The sequence below is a fragment of the Actinomadura alba genome (genome assembly GCF_014323705.1).
Classification (GTDB): Bacteria; Actinomycetota; Actinomycetes; order Streptosporangiales; family Streptosporangiaceae; genus Actinomadura_C; species Actinomadura_C alba.
This window is the reverse complement of record NZ_JABVEC010000004.1, coordinates 16,323-33,265: the sequence shown is the minus strand read 5'-3', so window position 1 is coordinate 33,265 and position 16,943 is coordinate 16,323. Positions and strand designations below refer to the sequence as shown.

Genomic DNA, 16,943 nt, shown 5'->3' with positions numbered 1-16,943 from the left:
CCGGCTCACCGTTTCACACACCCGCCGCCTCGCGCTTGCGGGACCGCGCGGGCTCCGTGCCCGGGTCACCGGTGGCGCGTCCGGGCATCCACCGCAGCACCACGAGCGCGCCGATGAAGGCGACGACGGCCGAGCCCACGGCCGCGGTGTGCATCGCGTGCACGAACGCGGCCTGCGCGGGCGCGATGAGGTCCTGCCCCGCCGCGCCCATCCGCTCGGCGACGGCCATGGTGCCGCCGATCGACTCGCCGGCGGTGTGCCGGGCGTCCTCGGGCAGGCGCCCGAGCGGCGCGGACATCTCGTTCCGGTACACCGACGACACCACCGAGCCGAGGATGGCCACCCCGAGGGCGACCGCGACCTGGCGGGCCGTGTTGTTGATGGCCGAGCCGGCGCCCGCCTTCTCCCGCGGGAGGGCGGACATGATCGATTCGGTGACGGGGGGCATCACGTTGGCCATGCCGGATCCCTGGATCAGGAAGATCACGCCGAGCACCCAGAGCGGCGTCGTCCGGTCGATGAACTGGTAGCACACCAGGGCGACCACGACGAGCAGCATGCCCGCCGTGCAGACCGCCTTGGCGCCGAACCGTCGCACCATCGCGGCGCTGAGCGGCGAGAAGACCAGCTGGGCGGCCGCGAACGGCAGCACCATCGCCCCCGCCTGCAGCGGCGTGAGCCCCCGCACGCTCTGCATGTAGAAGGTGGTGAAGAAGAAGACACCCGACGCCGCGAAGAACACCAGGCCCACCGCGCCCACGGCGGCCGACATCCGCGGGTCGCGGAACAGCCGCACGTCGAACGCCGGATGATCGATGCGCGCCTCGTGCCAGACGAACAGGGCGAGCGCGAGCAGGCCCGCGGCGATCGGGCCGAGCACGGCCGGCTCGAGCCAGGACGCCTTCTCGCCGCCTTCGATGATCCCGTACGACAGCGTGACCAGTCCCACGATCGACAGCAGCACGCCCAGGGGGTCGAGCCTGCCGGGCAGCGGGTTGCGGGACTCCGGCACCAGAAGGAACATCCCGATGACGCCGAGCACGACGACGGGCACGTTGATCAGGAATACCGAGCCCCACCAGAACGAGTCGAGCAGCAGACCGCCCGTCATCGGCCCGATCGCCACGCCCAGGCCGACCGCGCCGGTCCAGATGCCGATGGCCTTGGCGCGTTCGTTCGGTTCGAAGACGTTCGTGATGATCGAAAGGGTCTGCGGCATGATCGCCGCACCGCCCAGGCCCATCGCCGCCCTGGCCCAGATGAGCTGTGCCGGGTCCTGCGCGTACGCCGAGAGCAACGACGCGATCCCGAACATCACCATGCCGGCGATCAGCACGCGCTTGCGGCCGAACCGGTCGCCGATGACGCCGAAGGTGAACAACAGTCCGGCGAACACGAGCGTGTAGGAGTTGATCGACCACTCCAGCTCGCTCTGCGTGGCACCGAGCCCGGCGCGCGGATCGGCGATCGTCTTGAGCGCGACGTTCAGGACCGTGTTGTCCAGGACGACGACGAGCAGGCTCACGACGAGCACGCTGAGGATGTACCAGCGGCGGGGGTTCGCGGCCGGTACCGGGGGCCTTGCTGAATCCACGGTACTCCTATGGGAGAACATCAGATGAATTTACGATACGGGTGCGTTTCGTATTGAATCTCAGACTATGCCGCCATTGAGCGATACGCAACCGTGGCGTTTCGTTACCCGGCACAGGACCCCGGACCTGCTGGAATCCCGGGGCTACCGGATGCGTTGACACCGTGGGATCATCGTTTTCGTCCGGGGACGCCACCGTGGCGCCTCGAGACTGGAGGTTCTCGATGTCTGCTGCCGTCGTGCCCGAAGCGCACACCACCCACCCCGTGGCCACCCCCGACGCCGTGCCCGCCGCGCCCGCTCAGCCGACCGCCCTGTACGGCGGCCAGTCCGGACGCCGGGTCACGGTACGGGACATCGCCGCCGCCAAGCAGCGGCACGAGAAGTGGCCGATGCTCACCGCCTACGACGCCCTGACCGCGCGGATCTTCGACGACGCGGGCATCCCCGTGCTGCTCGTCGGCGACTCCGCCGCCATGGTCGTGTACGGCTACGACTCCACCATCCCGGTGACCGTCGACGACCTGATCCCGCTGACCGCCGCCGTGGTCCGCGGCTCCAGGCGCGCGATGGTGGTCGCCGACCTGCCGTTCGGCTCCTACCAGGCCGGCGTCGCCGAGGCGCTCGGCACCGCGACGCGGTTCCTCAAGGAGACCGGCGCGCACGCGATCAAGCTGGAGGGCGGCCGGCGGATCCTGGCCCAGGCCGAGGCGATGGTCGCCGCCGGCATCCCGGTGATGGGCCACCTCGGGCTCACCCCGCAGTCGGTGAACGCCTTCGGCGGCTACCGCGTCCAGGGCCGGGGCGAGGCGGGCGAGGAGCTCATGGCCGATGCCAAGGCCCTCGAGGCCGCCGGGGCGTTCTCGGTCGTGCTCGAGTGCGTGCCCGAAGACCTGGCCGCCCGGGTCACCGCGTCACTGTCGATCCCCACCATCGGGATCGGCGCCGGCCCCGACTGCGACGCCCAGGTCCTGGTCTGGCAGGACATGGCCGGGCTCACCCCCCGGACGGCCAAGTTCGTCAAGGAGTACGCCGACCTCGCCGGAGTGCTCACCGGCGCCGCGAGGTCCTTCGCGGAAGAGGTCGTCTCCGGCGCCTTCCCCACCGCCGCGCACTCCTACCACTGAGCGTCGCCGGGCGCGTCCATCAGCGAACCCGTGCACGACGGGCGCGTCACGAGCGGGCCGCGACCGCCGCGAGGAACTCCTCGGGTGCCACGAGTCCCGGGGGGCGGCGGTCGCGCGCCATCTCGTTGGCCATGTGCGCCAGCAACTCGTTGACCGGGGTGGGCACGCCGTGCTTGCGGCCGAGCAGCACGATCTCGCCGTTGAGGTAGTCGGCCTCCACACTGCCGGTGGCGCGTTGAAGGCTCTGCACGGAGGAGCCGCCGAAGCGGCTGCGGCCGCCCACCGGCCGGATGTCGAGCACGTCGGCGTAGACCGACATGTCGGCCTCGGTGAAGGCGATACCCGCCGCGTGCAGGCACGCCAGTCCCTCCGCGCGGGCCAGCGCGGCCACCCGGCGGCTGCTCTCCCCCGGCCCGCACACGACCTCGGCCGCGTTCCCCAGGTTGGCCAGCAGCTTGCCGTACTTGTGGTCCATCACGTCCGGCCGGGGAGTGGCGCCGAAGCCGCCGTCGCGGAAGGCGGCCGCGATCGCGTGCGCGGCGTCGTCCGTGCCGCCGGGGTAGCGCCCGACGTCCAGCACACCGCCGACCGGGGCGGAGTAGACCTGCACGACACCGGGTCGCAGGTGGGCGGCGGGCAGCACAACGCACACGCCGTACACGCGGGCGAACGACCGCAGCGCGAGACGCTCGTTCTCCACCCCGTTCTGCGCGCACGTGACGATGACGTCCGGCGGGGCCGAGGCGGCCAGGGCGCGGACGGCCTCGGCGGTGTCCTGCGTCTTCATGCCGAGCAACACGACGTCGCCCGTCCCGAAGCCGACCTCCCGCGGGTGGCCGGCCACCGGGATCCGCAGAGTGACCGACTCGTCCGGCGACTCCAGCACGAGGCCCCGGTCGTGGATGGCGGTGCGGTGCGCTCCGCGCGCTATCAGCGTGACGTCGTGCCCGGCCTGGAACAGCCGGCCGCCGATCACGCCGCCCACCGCGCCCGCCCCGTAGACGATGAACCGCATCGTCATCTCTCCGGCGCGCTCTGGCCGACGTCGGTGGCGCGGATCCCGGCATGCGCCCGGTAGCGGCGGTTGACCGAGATGAGGTTGGCGGTGAACGCCTCGATCTGACCGGCGTTGCGAAGCCGTCCCGCGTACACGCCGCGCGCCCCCGGAATGCGGCCGGCCAGCGCCTGGACGGTGTCGGTCGCCTCGCGGTCGTCGCCGAGCACGAGCACGTCGAGGTCGATCTCGTCGATCCCCGAGTCGAGCAGGAGCACGGCGGACACGTGGTGGAACGCCGCGACGACCCTGCTGTCGGTGAGCACCGAGGCCGCCTGCGCCGCCGCGCTCCCCTCCTCGACCGGCAGCGGGTAGGCACCCCGCTTGTCGAAGCCCAGCGGGTTGACGCAGTCGACCACGATCTTCCCGGCGAGCTCCGATCGCAGAGACTCGAGCGTCGCCCTGTGCCCGTCCCACGGCACGGCGACGATCACGACGTCGGCCTCGCTCGCGGCCACGGCGTTCTCGGCGCCGCGCACCGGGATCCCGCCGTCGAGGCTCTCGGCCGCCTGCCGGGCCCGGTCGGCGCTGCGCGACCCGATGATCACCTGGTGACCGGCGAGGGCGAACCGCCTGGCGAGTCCCTTTCCCTGGTCTCCGGTACCGCCCAGGATTCCGATGGAGAGCCCGCTCACATCAGGGAGGTCGTACGGTGATCGCTGCTGAGTCATGGTCCGATCCTGCCAGGAGCCGTGGCACAGCGGTCCGCTGACCCTCGCGTCGCCCGCGGACACGCTCACCGTCGGAAAGGCGACTCGCCGCGCGGTCGCGTACGGCACCATTGACCCGTGGACGCCAATCAGGTCGCGATGCTGCGCGAAGCGCTTTCGACCACCGGCTGGCTCGAGCGGACCCGCGAGTTCGCCCGGGCCCTCCGCACGTCCACGCGGCGGCCCGGCGGGCTCCTGCTGCTCGGCACCCCCGAGGCCGAACCATGGCACCTGACCGCCCATCTCGACGACGAGAGCCGCCTGGGCGGCATCCCCGAACTCACCCCCACGCTGGTGCGGTGGCGGCCGCCACCGGACGCTCCCGCCCACCTGCGGATCGGGCTCGACCGCCTCGAGAGCGCGGGCAAGGGCGAGACGCTCTTCGTGATCGCCGAGGACGCCGCGCCGGTGCCGCTGCTCGAGCGCGTCGACGACGCGCGAAGGACCGGTGCGGTCGTGCTGTCGCTCGACGGCGGCGATCAGGAACTCGAGGGCCTCGCCCACGAGACCCTCAGCGTCCCCGGGCGGAACGGGTTCATCTCCTTCGACGGTGCGCAGCATCTGGTCAGCGCAGCCGCGGCGTACCCGCTCGGGCCCGGCGCCGACGGGGCCGGGCCGCCGCCCAGGGGCCGCGGCCCCGGCCGGAGCCTGCGCGACCGGCTGGCCCGCATCCTCGACACGGTCAGCGGCCCGGCCGGCGACTGAGCGCCGGCGGGCGGTGCCGCGCCCGGGACGGCGCCGGCCGGCCGGCCCTCAGTCGCCGTCGCCCTCCTGCCGCCGCCAGGCCTCATTTCGCCGGCGGGCCAGTTCCAAGGCGCCGGCGGCCGCCTCCTGCGAGTCATAGGGGCCCATCCGGTCCTTGCCGGGGCACCCCGGGCCGTGCTCGACCCGGTGGTGAGCCAGGCAGAACCACCACTCGTCGTCGTCGTCCTTCATGCTGGCGCCTCACTTCGATCATCGTCGCGGCCTTGCTAATCCTCCCCCCGTTTCGGGCAACTAGACTCTCAGGACATGACGACGCAACTCCGGCCCGGCCGCGTTTCCCCCATCCGCAAGGTCCCCGCGACCATCCAGAGGCCCGAGTACGTCGGGAAGAAGCGGCCTCGCACCGGTGAGCCCGAGGTCAAGAGCCCGGAGATCATCGAACGGATGCGGATCGCCGGGCGGATCGCCGGTCAAGCGCTCGAGGAGGTCGGCAAGCACGCCCGGCCCGGCATCACCACCGACGAACTCGACCGCATCGGGCACGAGTTCCTTCTCGACCACGGCGCCTACCCCTCGTGCCTGGGTTACCGCGGCTTCCCCAAGTCGCTTTGCACCTCGATCAACGAGGTGATCTGCCACGGCATCCCCGACGACACCGTGCTCAACGACGGCGACATCATCAACGTCGACATCACCGCCTTCGTCGACGGCGTCCACGGTGACACCGACGCGACCTATCTGGTGGGCGATGTCGACGAGGAGTCGAGGCTGCTGGTCGAGCGCACCCACGAGGCCATGATGCGCGGCATCCGCGCGGTCAGGCCCGGCCGTGCCCTCAACGTGATCGGCCGCGTCATCGAGGCCTACGCCCGCCGCTTCGGGTACGGGGTCGTGCGGGACTTCACCGGGCACGGCATCGGCACGACCTTCCACTCCGGGCTGATCGTTCCCCACTATGACGATCCGCACGCGACAACGATCATCGAACCGGGTATGACCTTCACTATTGAGCCGATGCTCACCCTCGGTGGGATTGATTACGACATTTGGGCCGATGGGTGGACAGTGCTCACCAAGGATCGCAAGCGCACCGCCCAGTTCGAGCACACCCTTCTCGTGACCGAGAGCGGCCACGAGATCCTGACCCTGCCATGAAGGACCACCCGCCCGCGCGGGTGTGAGCAGGACCGTCGGATGAGCCCGGAGGTCGCGTCGATGAACCATCCAGCAGCCCCAGCCGACCCGCCGTACGATGCCGCGCCGCGGGTCCCCTCCGACGGCATGTCGCCCGGCCGGGCGGCGCTCAGCGTCACCTGGGCGGGCCTGCCGATGCTGACGCTGGGGCTGGCCACCCCCTTCTGCTTCGCGGTGGCGACCCTGTGGCGCCGCAAGATCCACCTGCTGCTGGCCACGATCGCCTACACGGCGGTGCTCGCCCTGCAGCTCGCCGCCCGGCGCGACATGAACGACCCCACGGCCCCGGGGCACGACTCCGCGGCGACGTTGTTCGGCACGTGCGTCTTCATCCAGGCGGTCGGCGGGTGCTTTCACGCCTTCCTGGTCCGGCGCCGGGTGTTCGACCCGCACGGGGTGGACGGCACCGCCGGCAACGAGGCGGCCATCGAGTCCGTCCGCCGGAGCCGCGTCCTGCGGCTCCGGGCGCGGGAACTCGCCGGCAACGACGCGGCCCTCGCCCGCGAGCTGCGGATCGGCCGCCCGGACCTGCCCCGCCGCTACAACGACGGCGGGCTCGTGGACATCAACCGCGCTCCCGCCCCCGTGCTGGCCACCCTGCCCGGCGTGACCCCCGAGCTGGCCGCCCGGATCGAGCAGGTCCGTGCCAAGGCGGGCGGATTCGTGTCGGCCGAGGAGCTGTCGGCGCTCGCCGGCCTGCCGCCCGAACTCACCTCCGAGCTGGCCGAGTACGGCCTGTTCCTGCGCTGACGCGGACCGCGCGGCCGGGCCGGCCGAGTGGCACGTGGCACGCGCCACGGGCGGCGCCGCCCGTACCTCTTCAGACGTTCTGATCACGTTCAGTGGAGACACGGCGTGCCGCTTCGGCGCCCCACCGTGATGAAGTTATCGTTCCGCCGTGCCGACGAAACGGATCATCAGCGCATGATGGGCTACACGCACGCGCTCAGCGGGACCGCCGCGTGGCTCGCCGCCATTCCCCTGGTGACCAACGAGGCACTGCTCGGTTCCCATGCGGTGAGCCTGTCCGCCGAGCAGGTCGCGGCGGGCGCCGTGGTCTGCGCGGGGGCCGCGCTGCTGCCCGACATCGACCACCACGACGGGACGATCGCCAACACCTACGGGCCGATCACCCAGGTGCTCTGCAAGGTCGTGGGCATGGTGTCGGGCGGTCACCGGCACGCCACGCACTCCATCGCGTTCGCGGTGGGCGCGGGCTACCTGACCGACCTGGCGGCGACCCACGCCGTGCACGTGTGGTGGGGGGTGCTCTTCTTCGTCGTCGGCCTGGGCCTGCGCGGCGTCGGCATCGGGTTCCAGAAGAGCGACCTTCTGACCGGGGTGATGAACGCCCTGCTCGCGGCCGCGATCGTCTTCATGATGCGCGACGTCGACATGCGCTACGTCGGTTACGCCGTCACCCTCGGTTGTCTGGCCCATGTGATCGGCGACTGCCTCACCCCGCGCGGCTGTCCGGTGTTCTGGCCGGTGCAGTGGTCGGTCGAGATACCGGTCATCGCCCGCACCAACGGCAGGGCCGAGCGCTGGGTGATGGCCCCGCTGCTCACGCTCGTGATCACGATCCTCGCCGTGCGGTCCGCGCTCGGCGACGAGGTGACCGGCCTGCTGCGATCCTGAGCCGCCGCCCACGGGGCCGCACACCGGGATCAGGTCATGGTCACGCCCTGCAGACGCGCGGCCGCAGCGTGATGGCGCCGGACGATCTCATCGACACCGGTCACCGCCAGCTCCCCGTCCTCGACCACCGCCCGGCCGGCCACGACGGTGTGCCGGGCGGCGGCCGGGCCGCAGCGCAGCCACGCCTCGATCGGGTCGGTCAGCGCCCCGGAGTGGACGAGGCCGTCGAGCGGCCAGCACACCAGGTCGCCGGCCGCTCCCACGGACAGCTCCCCCAGCTCACCGGCCCGGCCGAGGCAAGCCGCGCCGCCACGCGTGCCGATGTCGAGGACCTCCCGGGCCGTCATTCCGCGCGCGCCTGCGCGCTGGCGGCCGAGCAGCAGCGCCATGCGCGACTCCAGCCACAGTGACGCCTGGTCGTTGGAGGCCGAGCCGTCGCAGCCCAGCCCGACCGGTACCCCGGCGGCGCGGTACTCCCGTACGGGTGCGAAGCCGCCACCGCCGATCATCATGTTGGAGCTCGGGCAGTGCGCGACGCCGACCCCCGCCGCGCCCAGCCGGGCGATCTCGGCCTCGTTCGGATAGATGCAGTGCGCCACCCAGGCGCGGCCGGTCAGCCAGCCGACCTCCTCGAAGAGCTCGATCGGCCGCTTTCCGAAGGTCTCCATGCAGTAGGAGTCCTCGTCGGGGTCCTCGGCGAGGTGGGTGTGCAGCCGCACGTCGAGGCGCTCGGCGAGCTCGGCGGAGCGCCGCATGAGATCCGGGCTCACGCTGAACGGCGAGCACGGCGCGAGGGCGACGCGCACCATGGCGCCCCACGAGGAATCGTGATGGGCGAGCACCAGCCGCTCGCAGTCCGCGAGGATCTCGTCCTCGTCCTGGACGACCGAGTCCGGCGGCAGCCCGCCGTCCTTGACCGACACGCTCATCGAGCCGCGGGTCGGATGGAACCGCATGCCGAGTTCGCGGGCCGCGGTGATCTCGGCCGACCACAGGTCGCCGCCGCCCACGGGCCGGATGTAGAGGTGGTCGGTGCTGGTGGTGCATCCGCCGAGCGCCAGTTCGGCCAGCCCCACCCAGGCCGACAGGTAGGACGCCTCCTCGTCGACCCTGCTCCAGACCGGGTAGAGCGCGGTCAGCCACTCGAACAGCGTGCCGTTCACCGCGGGTGCGTAGGCCCTGGTCAGGTTCTGGTAGAGGTGATGATGGGTGTTGATCAGGCCGGGAGTCACCAGGCAGCCGCTCGCGTCGAGCGTCCTGAGCGCCGGAGGCTCCGGATCGGCCGCGCCCCCCACACCGCTGATCAGCCCGCCGGTCACGGCGACCCAGCCGCCGGCCAGCTCCCTGCGCCCGTCGTCGCAGGTCGCCACCAACGCGGCCGAACGTACGAGCAGGTCGGCCCGTGCCCGTCCGGCCTGTTCCGAGCCCCCCGCCGGGGTCGTGGGTGCAGATGTCATGGTGTCGCGGCGCACGTGCCCCGGGATCCGGCCCGGAACCGCGCCTCCTCCTGTCGTCGTGGGCCCTCATGATCGCAGGAAGCCCGCGGCAGGCAAACAGATCCCCCGCTACGAGTCAAGGTCGCGGCATACGACCGGCGTGAACGCCTCATTCCCGGCATGCTGGGAAAGCCGTTGACCAGGGGGTGTTCGTGCACAGAGTCCTCAGCGCACGCGTCGTCGCGGTCCCGGCGGTCATCGCGATGGCCCTCCCCCTGCTCGCCGGCTGCCAGCAGACCCGGACCGCGAGGCACGTCGGCAGCGAGCGGACCACGGCACCGGCGATGAGCGTCGCCGCGTCCGCGGCGCAGCTCCAGCGGCAGTTCGAGCAGGTCGCCCGAACCGTGCTGCCGTCGGTCGTACAGGTCACGACCGACCAGGGCGAGGGCTCGGGGGTGATCTACGACAGGCTCGGCCACATCGTCACCAACGCGCACGTGGTGGAGGGAGCGTCCTCGATCAAGGTGACGCAGGCCAGCGGGGGCAAGCCGCTCACCGGCCGGCTCGTCGGGCTCTTCAGCCCCGACGACCTCGCCGTGATCAAGGTGGATGGAGCGGTCGTCCGGCCGGCCGTGTTCGGCGACTCCGCCCGGCTGCGGGTGGGGCAGATCGTCATGGCCATGGGCAGCCCGCTCGGGCTGACCGGCAGCGTCACCGACGGCATCATCTCCGGCATCGGGCGCACCGTGACCGCGGAGCAGGAGGGGGCCTTTCCCGGCGCGACGATCTCCAGTGCCGTCCAGACCAGCGCGGCGATCAATCCGGGCAACAGCGGGGGCGCCCTCGTCACCCTGAACGGCCAGGTGGTGGGCATTCCGACGCTGATCGCCGCCGCGTCGCCCGGCCGGGCCGCCCAGGGCATCGGCTTCGCCGTCCCGAGCAACACCGTCAGGTACATCGTGCCGCAGCTCATCGAGCACGGGAGGGTCACCAACTCCGGGCGCGCCTCCCTGGGCGTGACCGTCGCCACCGTGATCGACCAGGCCACCGGCGACCCGGCCGGGGTCGGCGTCATCAGCGTCATCAAGGGCAGTGGCGCCGCCAAGGCCGGCATTCACCACGGAGACGTCATCGTGACCGTCAACGGCACGCCCACACCCACCCAGGCCGACCTGGCCAAGATGCTGGCGCAGCTGAAGCCGGGCGACACGGCCAAGGTCACCTTGCTGCGCGGCGGGAGCCGGCGGACCGTCGACGTGCGACTCGAGGTACTGCCCGGCACCTGAATCCCCGCGGGACGAGGACGGCGCTCACCTCCCCGTGTTGTGCAGCGTCAGCCGCTGCCGGCGGTAGTCGACGGTGACCGCACCGAAGCGGCGCAGTTCGTCGGAGCCGAGCAGTCCGGCCACCCTGCTGTCACCGAGCTCGAACACCGGCATGGCACGAGAGCGCAGCACCTGCCCCCCGAGTGTCCACACGCGTATCCGTACGACCGGCGCGAGCGCCTCACCGGCGATGCCCTGGACATGCGCGGTGGCCCCGGTCGGCGGTAGCTGAAGCTGCTGGACCAATGAACGGTCCACTGACGAGGAAGAGGCACCGGTGTCCAGGATGAAGTCGAACGGGCCACGGCCGTTCACCATCACCTGAACGAAGACGATGGTGGCACCACGCTCGGTGACCACTCGGATCGGTACCGTGAAACCGCCCTCCGCTCGCGGGCGAGCCATGCGGCTGTCGCCCAGCGCTGAGACGACGCTGTACGCAGGCTCGGTCTCGTATCCACCCATGCCCAGTGTTAAGGCGACAACCAGCACGGGCGCGGCCCAGCGTGCCCTCATCACAACCACCCACTCATGGAGCCGGCCAATGAGTACCCCATTCCCTCGCGGGCTCTGTCTGACTCCTTCACCGCTTCCCTGGGAGGCGCCTCACCTGGGCAAAGTCCTCGCGCCCGGCACCAGGTACAGGGACAGGCACGGCCAGGACGTGACCCGCTTCCGGTCTCTTGCCGGTGAGCGGCGTAATGTCCCCCCGGTGCCCTAATGTCCCCTGCGCCACACCGTCCCCTGCGCCACACCGTCCCCTCCGGCCACACGGCGCCGATCTCTGTGCAGCGGCGGCGTCGCCGACACGACTCCGCGCTCCGCCGCCCCGGCGCGCCGCCTCGGCTAGGCCGGCGTGATGAAGCCGGTCTCGTACGCGAAGATCACCGCCTGGGTGCGGTCACGGGCGTGGAGCTTGGCCAGCGTGTTGCCGACATGGGTCTTCACCGTCTGCGGGCTCACGAACAGCTCCTCGGCGATCTCGGCGTTGGAGTGTCCCTTCGCCATGAGCCGGAGTACCTCGGCCTCCCGCTCGGTCAGCCGGCCGTGCCACCGCGCGCCGCCCTCGGGAGCCCGGCCGTGCTCGGTGGCGAGGGCCCGGATGGCCGCCGGGAACAGCAGCGTCTCCCCGTGCGCGACCATCCGGATGGCCTGCACGATGTCCTGGGGCCGGGCCCGCTTGAGCAGGAAGCCCGCGGCCCCGGCGCGCAACGCGTCGTACACGTACTCGTCGTTCTCGAACGTCGTGACCACGATGATCTTAGGCGCCCGGCCGGCCGGCTCCAGGATCCGCCGGGTGGCCTGGATGCCGTCGAGCGCCGGCATCCGCACGTCCATCAGGATCACGTCCGGCCGCAGCCGGGCCGCCTCGGCCACGGCATGGGCGCCGTCGGCCGCCTCGCCGACCACGGTGAGGTCGGGCTCGCCCTCGACGATCGCGCGCAGGCCGGCCCGGATGAGCTGCTCGTCGTCGGCGACCAGCACGGTGGTGGTGTCGTGGGGGGTCACGGGAGTCGTCACGGGACCGACCGTAGCGGCAGTGACACGCCGATCCGCCAGCTCTGGCCGTCCGGGCCGGCGCTCATGTGACCCCGCAGCACGGTGACCCGTTCGCGGATGCCGCGCAGCCCACGGCCGCCACGGGCCGGTCTCACCGGATCGGGCGCGGCCGCGATCGGATTGCTCATCTCCACCTCCAGCAGATCGGCGCGCACGGCGAGCCGCAGCACGACCGGCACCCTCCCCGCGTGCCTCAGCGCGTTGGTCAGCCCCTCCTGCACGATCCGGTAGGCCTCCCGGGAGACCGCCGCGGGAACGTGCGTGAGATCTCCGTCGATGTGGGCCTCGAGTTCCACCCCGGCCAGCCTGGTCTGGTCCAGCAGCGCGGCCAGGTCGGTCAGCGTGGGCTGCGGCGCCTTCGAGGTGGCATCCTCGCGCAGCAGGCCGAGCACATGGTCGAGGTCTTCGAGGGCGCTGCGCGCCGTCTCCTCGATCGCGCCGAGCGCCTGCCGGGCGAAGGCGGGGTCGCTGTCGAGCACCCGGCCGGCCGCGCCCGCCTGCAGGGTGACCACGCTGAGCGCGTGCCCCACCGAGTCGTGCAGTTCCCGTGCGAGCCGGTTGCGCTCCGCCAGCCGCGTCGCGCGCTCCTCGAGTACGGTCAGCCGCTCCGCCGGCGTCGGGCCGAGGAACACCGGTGCCAGCCGCGCCAGCAGCGCGCCGCACCCGGCGAACAGGTAGACCAGTCCCACCGTGAGCAGCACGCCGCCCACCGGCCCGGCGATCTGGGCCCACCGCTCATCCCATATCCACGCCCAGCGGCCGTACAGGTTCCGATCGGCCGGCGCGCCCCAGAGCGGCAGCAGGGCCAGCGCGATGGCACCCGACGGTACGGCCAGGCTGAGGATGCTGACGAGCATGCCCAGCCAGAGATGGCCGGAGTACCAGCACGCGGTGCGAAGGCGGGCGACCCACGACCGCGCGGCGCCGATCGTCTCCTGGGCGATCCCGCCACCCACCAGTTCCTTGACCGCCGTGCCCTCGAGCACCCGTACGGCCGGAACGAGGCCGGTCACGAAGACGGCGGGGATCGGCAGCAGCAGGGCCAGCAACCCGATCGGGAACGCGGCCTGGCTGTTCTCGCTGTGGAAGAGTTGCGCCACGACGATCATGCCGAGGATCCAGTACGGCAGGAGGAGGGCGCCGCCCGCGACGAGGTAGGCCCACCGCCGCCAGGTGGACCGGGCGATCAGTGGGCGCAGGACCCTGGTTCCGGACACGATCCGATCATCTCGCGACGGCCCCGGCCGCCGCCTCCCCCGCCCGCACGGCTTCGCGCCGCGCCCGGCTCCCCCACACGGGGGACCGAGCCCGGCCGCGTGCCGTGGGCCGCGCTCACGCCGACGGATGATCATGCGTGGCGGGCGGTGTCCAGGCCCAGCCGGACCACCGTTCCACGAGGACACTGATCACCGGCCCCTCGGGGCGGTGCCGCTCGTACTGCGGGTAGCGTCGCACGAGAAGATCGATCGGCCGCGCCGTCTCGGCCGGGTCGGCCACGATACGGGCGGTGCCGTCGGCACGCGCCCACCAGAGCCGGTCCCAGTCGTCCTCGTAGTGGTCGGCGAGCAACGCCACCCTGGGCTCACCCTCGATGTTGCGCAGCCGCTTCAGGTCGCCCGTCCGCTTGGGCTTGTGATCGACCGCCGTGTAGACGTGGTCGCCGTCGACCGCGAACGTCGTGGGCACGAGATGCGGACGCCCGTCCCGGCCCACCGTGGCCAGCCGTACGACCGGCACCGAGGCGAAGCGCGCCCGGACGAGCTCCTCGGGCAGGCCGGGCATCAGCGGTCACCGTCCACGTACGGGGTCATACCCGCACCGGCCCTACTCGCGGGGGTCACCGCCGTCCGTGGCCTCGGCCACCTTCTCGGCGGGCTCGGGCTGGTCGCGGGCGCCGTCGCCGGTGCCGCCGGTCCTGGGGGCCTCTGCGGCCCCGGCCGCCGCCGGCGTCGCCGCCTTCCGGCCCGAGCGCCGGTCGAGTGACGCGAGATAGGCGTTGTAGTCGGAGAGCTCGTCGTTCTCCTTGCGCGCCTCGGCCCGGTCGGCCTTGCGCTCCAGGCGGCGGGCCAGGCGTTCGTCCTCCACGAACCACTGGAACACCAGGGCGAGGAGCACGATGAAGGTCGGGATCTCGCCGAACGCCCACGCCATGGCCCCGCCGGTGCTCTGGTCGGACACCAGCGACGCGCCCCAGGGCCGGTCGAGCGCGGTGTACCAGCCCTCCGCCAGCGGCTTGCCCATGTTCATGATCGCGATGCCGAAGAACGCGTGGAAGGGCATCGTGACGAACAGCACGAGCAGCCGCCCGATGTACGGCAGGCGCGTCGGGGCCGGGTCTATGCCGATGAGCACCCAGAAGAACAGGATCCCGGACAGCATGAAGTGGCTGAGCATCGCGATGTGCCCGAGATGGGCGCGCATCGCCTGCTCGAACAGCGGGCTGAAGTACAGCGCGTACGTACTGACGATGAAGATCGCTGTCGCCACCGTCGGGTGGGTGACGACCTTGGCCGCCCGGCTGTGCAGGAAGACCGTCAACCACTCCCGCGGACCCCGGTCGCCCCTGGTTGCCGCCGGTTTCAGCGCCCGCAGCGCCAGCGTCACCGGTGCGCCGAGGACCAGGAAGATGGGGGTGAGCATCGCCAGCACCATGTGCTGTGCCATGTGCACGCTGAAGAGCACGGGGGCGTAGGTCGCCACGCCGCTCAGCGTGACGGCGGCGATGGAGACCAGCCCGGCCAGCCACGCGACCGTGCGCCCGACCGGCCAGGAGTCACCGCGCTTGCGCAGCCGCCGTATCCCGGCGAGGTAGACGCCGCCCAGCACGATGATCAGAAGTGCGAAGAAGAGGTCGAACCGCCACAGCGTGAGCAGTCTCTCGACGGTGATGGGCGGGGGCATGTCGTAGCCGAGCAGCTCCTTGGCGGTGCCGCCGGTGCTGTCGACCACCGGCGGAGCGGTGCGGGAGAGCGCCACCGCCAGGCCCATCGTGGCCGCCATCACGGCGGCCTCGACCGACGCGAGCCGCGCGAACGCCCCCGGCTTCCGCGCCGCCACGGCGGGCAGGGTACGGCGGCGATGCCACCAGCCGAACCAGCCGAGCACGGCGTAAGCGGCGATCTTGGCCAGCACGAGCCGGCCGTAGGCGCTGGTGAACAGCTCGGTCGGGTCGGGCAGCCGGGAGATGACGTTGGCGAGCCCGCTGACGCCGACGGCGATGTAGCACCACAGCGCCATGCGGCTGAACCGTTCGGCGGCCACGTGCAGTTCGCCGCCACCGCTGCCGCGGCCCGGCTCCTTCCACGCGTGCCAGCAGAGCACCGCGAGGCCCCCCACCCAGGGAGTGATCGCGGCGATGTGCAGTGCCAGGCCGACGGTCGCGACCGAGTGGTTGGGCGAGGAGGCCGAATGGCCGTTGAGCGGCGGCGGCAGCAGGGCGACGCCGGCCAGGAGGAGCAGGCCGAGCGAGCTGCCCGCCGTCGTGGCCGTCCGGGCGAGCAGGGCGACGACGGCGGTCAGCATGACGACGAACATCAGCGCCGTGCCCTGGGGCAGCTGCCCGATGTAGCTGCTCAGCTCACTTCCGGAGACGACCTTGCCGACCGGCTCGCCGAGGATGTCCGAGACGGTGAGGATCAGCGTGGCCGCGGCCGCGGTGGCCCAGCCGGCCGCGAGCCACGACGCGGCCCGGAGGTATCCGAGGGCCGACGGGCCGAGCATGTTCGTGCCCTTGGCGCGTTCACTGGGGAGGAGCACCGTCGCGGCGAGCAGCGCGCCCACGGTCAGGACCGCGCCGATGTCCATGGCGAGCCTGGCCAGTGGCAGGCCCCACCGGGTGAGTTCCCCCGCGTCGCCGAGCCCAGGAATGATCTTCTCGGTGACCGCGCCCCCGAGCACGAGGGCCGCGATCAGACCGGCCGCCGCCGCCACGGTGGCGACGACCGCGGCCCGGATCGCTCCGGCAGGTGGTCCGCTCACCGCTGATCGGAGGTCGACGAGGACTTGCGCTTACGGAAGAGCACCAGGCCCATGCCGATGAGAACGCCGATCAGCAGCCCGGCGCCGGCCACCGGCCACGCCGACGAGCCGGAGGACTTCTCGGCCTTGGGCGTCACCGGTGTGTCGGCGACCGGGTCCGCCGTGGCCGCGGCGGTCGGCGCCACGGAGGCGGCGGCCGCCGCCGTCTCCTGGGTCTTCGCGGCCCCGGTCAGCGTGAACGGCACCTCGCCGGTCACCGGATGGCCGTCCGCGGACACGACCCGGTAGGCGATCGTGTAGTCGCCGGGCGCGAGGTCGGGGGCGGCCGACTGGGTCACGGTGGCGCCCTCGACCCGGGGTGCCTTGGCCGAGCCGCGCTGACCGCCCGCGGCGTCGCGGAGCTGGACCTTCGCGATCGACGGGTTGACGTTCTCGCTGAACACGAGGGTGATCTCGGTCAGCGCCTCGACCGAGGCGCCTCGCTCTGGAGTGCTCTTGATCAACTTGGTGTGCGCGGAGGCCGGCGCGACGAACAGCGCGGCGGAGGCCAGGACGATCGCGGTGACGACGCCTAGCCTGCGCAGACCAATTCGTGGTGTGGTTCTCATCACCGTTCCGGGAA

At 72.0% G+C, this 16,943-nt stretch carries 17 protein-coding genes; 6 read left to right on the top strand and 11 right to left on the bottom strand.

Annotated elements, in window-relative coordinates; all coding sequences use genetic code 11:
* Window positions 1-13: 13 nt before the first annotated feature.
* Window positions 14-1,594, bottom strand: coding sequence for an MFS transporter (locus HKK74_RS07440; RefSeq protein ID WP_312881325.1), 1,581 nt, complete (start codon window positions 1,592-1,594; stop codon window positions 14-16).
* A gap of 224 nt (window positions 1,595-1,818) precedes the next feature.
* Here HKK74_RS07440 and panB point away from each other — a divergent pair, with 224 nt between their 5' ends.
* Entirely contained in the window at window positions 1,819-2,721 is a 903-nt protein-coding gene (gene panB / locus HKK74_RS07435) for a 3-methyl-2-oxobutanoate hydroxymethyltransferase (RefSeq protein WP_187242347.1), read from the top strand.
* Between the two features lie 46 nt (window positions 2,722-2,767).
* Here the strand turns inward: panB and HKK74_RS07430 are convergent, their stop codons facing one another.
* Complete coding sequence (locus HKK74_RS07430; protein WP_222721987.1) at window positions 2,768-3,742, bottom strand: ketopantoate reductase family protein; 975 nt, start codon at window positions 3,740-3,742, stop codon at window positions 2,768-2,770.
* Window positions 3,739-4,446, bottom strand: a complete 708-nt coding sequence (gene npdG, locus HKK74_RS07425; RefSeq protein ID WP_187242346.1) for an NADPH-dependent F420 reductase — start codon at window positions 4,444-4,446, stop codon at window positions 3,739-3,741. The genes HKK74_RS07430 and npdG overlap by 4 nt, the downstream gene beginning before the upstream one ends.
* Before the next feature lie 117 nt (window positions 4,447-4,563).
* Between npdG and HKK74_RS07420 the strand changes: the two genes are divergently transcribed.
* The gene (locus HKK74_RS07420; protein WP_187242345.1) at window positions 4,564-5,190 is read left to right on the top strand and encodes a hypothetical protein; all 627 of its coding nucleotides are present in this window, start codon (window positions 4,564-4,566) and stop codon (window positions 5,188-5,190) included.
* A gap of 48 nt (window positions 5,191-5,238) precedes the next feature.
* Here the strand turns inward: HKK74_RS07420 and HKK74_RS07415 are convergent, their stop codons facing one another.
* Window positions 5,239-5,421, bottom strand: coding sequence for a hypothetical protein (locus tag HKK74_RS07415; RefSeq protein WP_187242344.1), 183 nt, complete (start codon window positions 5,419-5,421; stop codon window positions 5,239-5,241).
* A 75-nt stretch (window positions 5,422-5,496) separates the two neighbouring features.
* Between HKK74_RS07415 and map the strand changes: the two genes are divergently transcribed.
* The 3 genes from map (at window position 5,497) to HKK74_RS07400 (ending at window position 8,022) form a co-directional block, all read left to right on the top strand.
* A complete protein-coding gene (gene map, locus HKK74_RS07410) occupies window positions 5,497-6,345 on the top strand; it encodes a type I methionyl aminopeptidase (RefSeq protein ID WP_187242343.1) in 849 nt (282 codons plus the stop codon).
* A 39-nt stretch (window positions 6,346-6,384) separates the two neighbouring features.
* Window positions 6,385-7,134 carry a ComEA family DNA-binding protein gene (locus tag HKK74_RS07405; RefSeq protein ID WP_246491323.1) on the top strand — a complete coding sequence of 250 codons (750 nt, stop codon included), beginning with the start codon at window positions 6,385-6,387 and terminating at the stop codon, window positions 7,132-7,134.
* A gap of 174 nt (window positions 7,135-7,308) precedes the next feature.
* Window positions 7,309-8,022, top strand: a complete 714-nt coding sequence (locus HKK74_RS07400) for a metal-dependent hydrolase (protein ID WP_187242342.1) — start codon at window positions 7,309-7,311, stop codon at window positions 8,020-8,022.
* A gap of 29 nt (window positions 8,023-8,051) precedes the next feature.
* Here HKK74_RS07400 and HKK74_RS07395 read toward each other — a convergent pair whose 3' ends face one another.
* A complete protein-coding gene (locus HKK74_RS07395; RefSeq protein ID WP_187242341.1) occupies window positions 8,052-9,479 on the bottom strand; it encodes an 8-oxoguanine deaminase in 1,428 nt (475 codons plus the stop codon).
* A gap of 191 nt (window positions 9,480-9,670) precedes the next feature.
* On the opposite strand from HKK74_RS07395, the gene HKK74_RS07390 reads away from it, so the two are divergent.
* Window positions 9,671-10,744 carry a S1C family serine protease gene (locus tag HKK74_RS07390; protein ID WP_312881324.1) on the top strand — a complete coding sequence of 358 codons (1,074 nt, stop codon included), beginning with the start codon at window positions 9,671-9,673 and terminating at the stop codon, window positions 10,742-10,744.
* A 24-nt stretch (window positions 10,745-10,768) separates the two neighbouring features.
* Here the strand turns inward: HKK74_RS07390 and HKK74_RS07385 are convergent, their stop codons facing one another.
* The 6 genes from HKK74_RS07385 to HKK74_RS07360 all read right to left on the bottom strand — a co-directional run bounded on the left by HKK74_RS07385 (window position 10,769) and on the right by HKK74_RS07360 (window position 16,929).
* Window positions 10,769-11,299, bottom strand: a complete 531-nt coding sequence (locus HKK74_RS07385) for a retropepsin-like aspartic protease (protein ID WP_187242340.1) — start codon at window positions 11,297-11,299, stop codon at window positions 10,769-10,771.
* 330 nt (window positions 11,300-11,629) lie between these two features.
* Window positions 11,630-12,304 carry a response regulator gene (locus HKK74_RS07380; protein WP_312881323.1) on the bottom strand — a complete coding sequence of 225 codons (675 nt, stop codon included), beginning with the start codon at window positions 12,302-12,304 and terminating at the stop codon, window positions 11,630-11,632.
* Window positions 12,301-13,560 carry a sensor histidine kinase gene (locus tag HKK74_RS07375; protein WP_312881322.1) on the bottom strand — a complete coding sequence of 420 codons (1,260 nt, stop codon included), beginning with the start codon at window positions 13,558-13,560 and terminating at the stop codon, window positions 12,301-12,303. Before HKK74_RS07375 ends, HKK74_RS07380 begins: the two co-directional genes overlap by 4 nt.
* Before the next feature lie 115 nt (window positions 13,561-13,675).
* Entirely contained in the window at window positions 13,676-14,125 is a 450-nt protein-coding gene (locus HKK74_RS07370) for a TIGR03668 family PPOX class F420-dependent oxidoreductase (protein ID WP_187242338.1), read from the bottom strand.
* 42 nt (window positions 14,126-14,167) lie between these two features.
* Window positions 14,168-16,321 (bottom strand): bifunctional copper resistance protein CopD/cytochrome c oxidase assembly protein, encoded by a 2,154-nt coding sequence (locus tag HKK74_RS07365; RefSeq protein WP_187242337.1) that lies wholly within the window; start codon window positions 16,319-16,321, stop codon window positions 14,168-14,170.
* Window positions 16,318-16,929, bottom strand: a complete 612-nt coding sequence (locus tag HKK74_RS07360; RefSeq protein ID WP_187242336.1) for a copper resistance CopC family protein — start codon at window positions 16,927-16,929, stop codon at window positions 16,318-16,320. Before HKK74_RS07360 ends, HKK74_RS07365 begins: the two co-directional genes overlap by 4 nt.
* Window positions 16,930-16,943 lie beyond the last annotated feature (14 nt).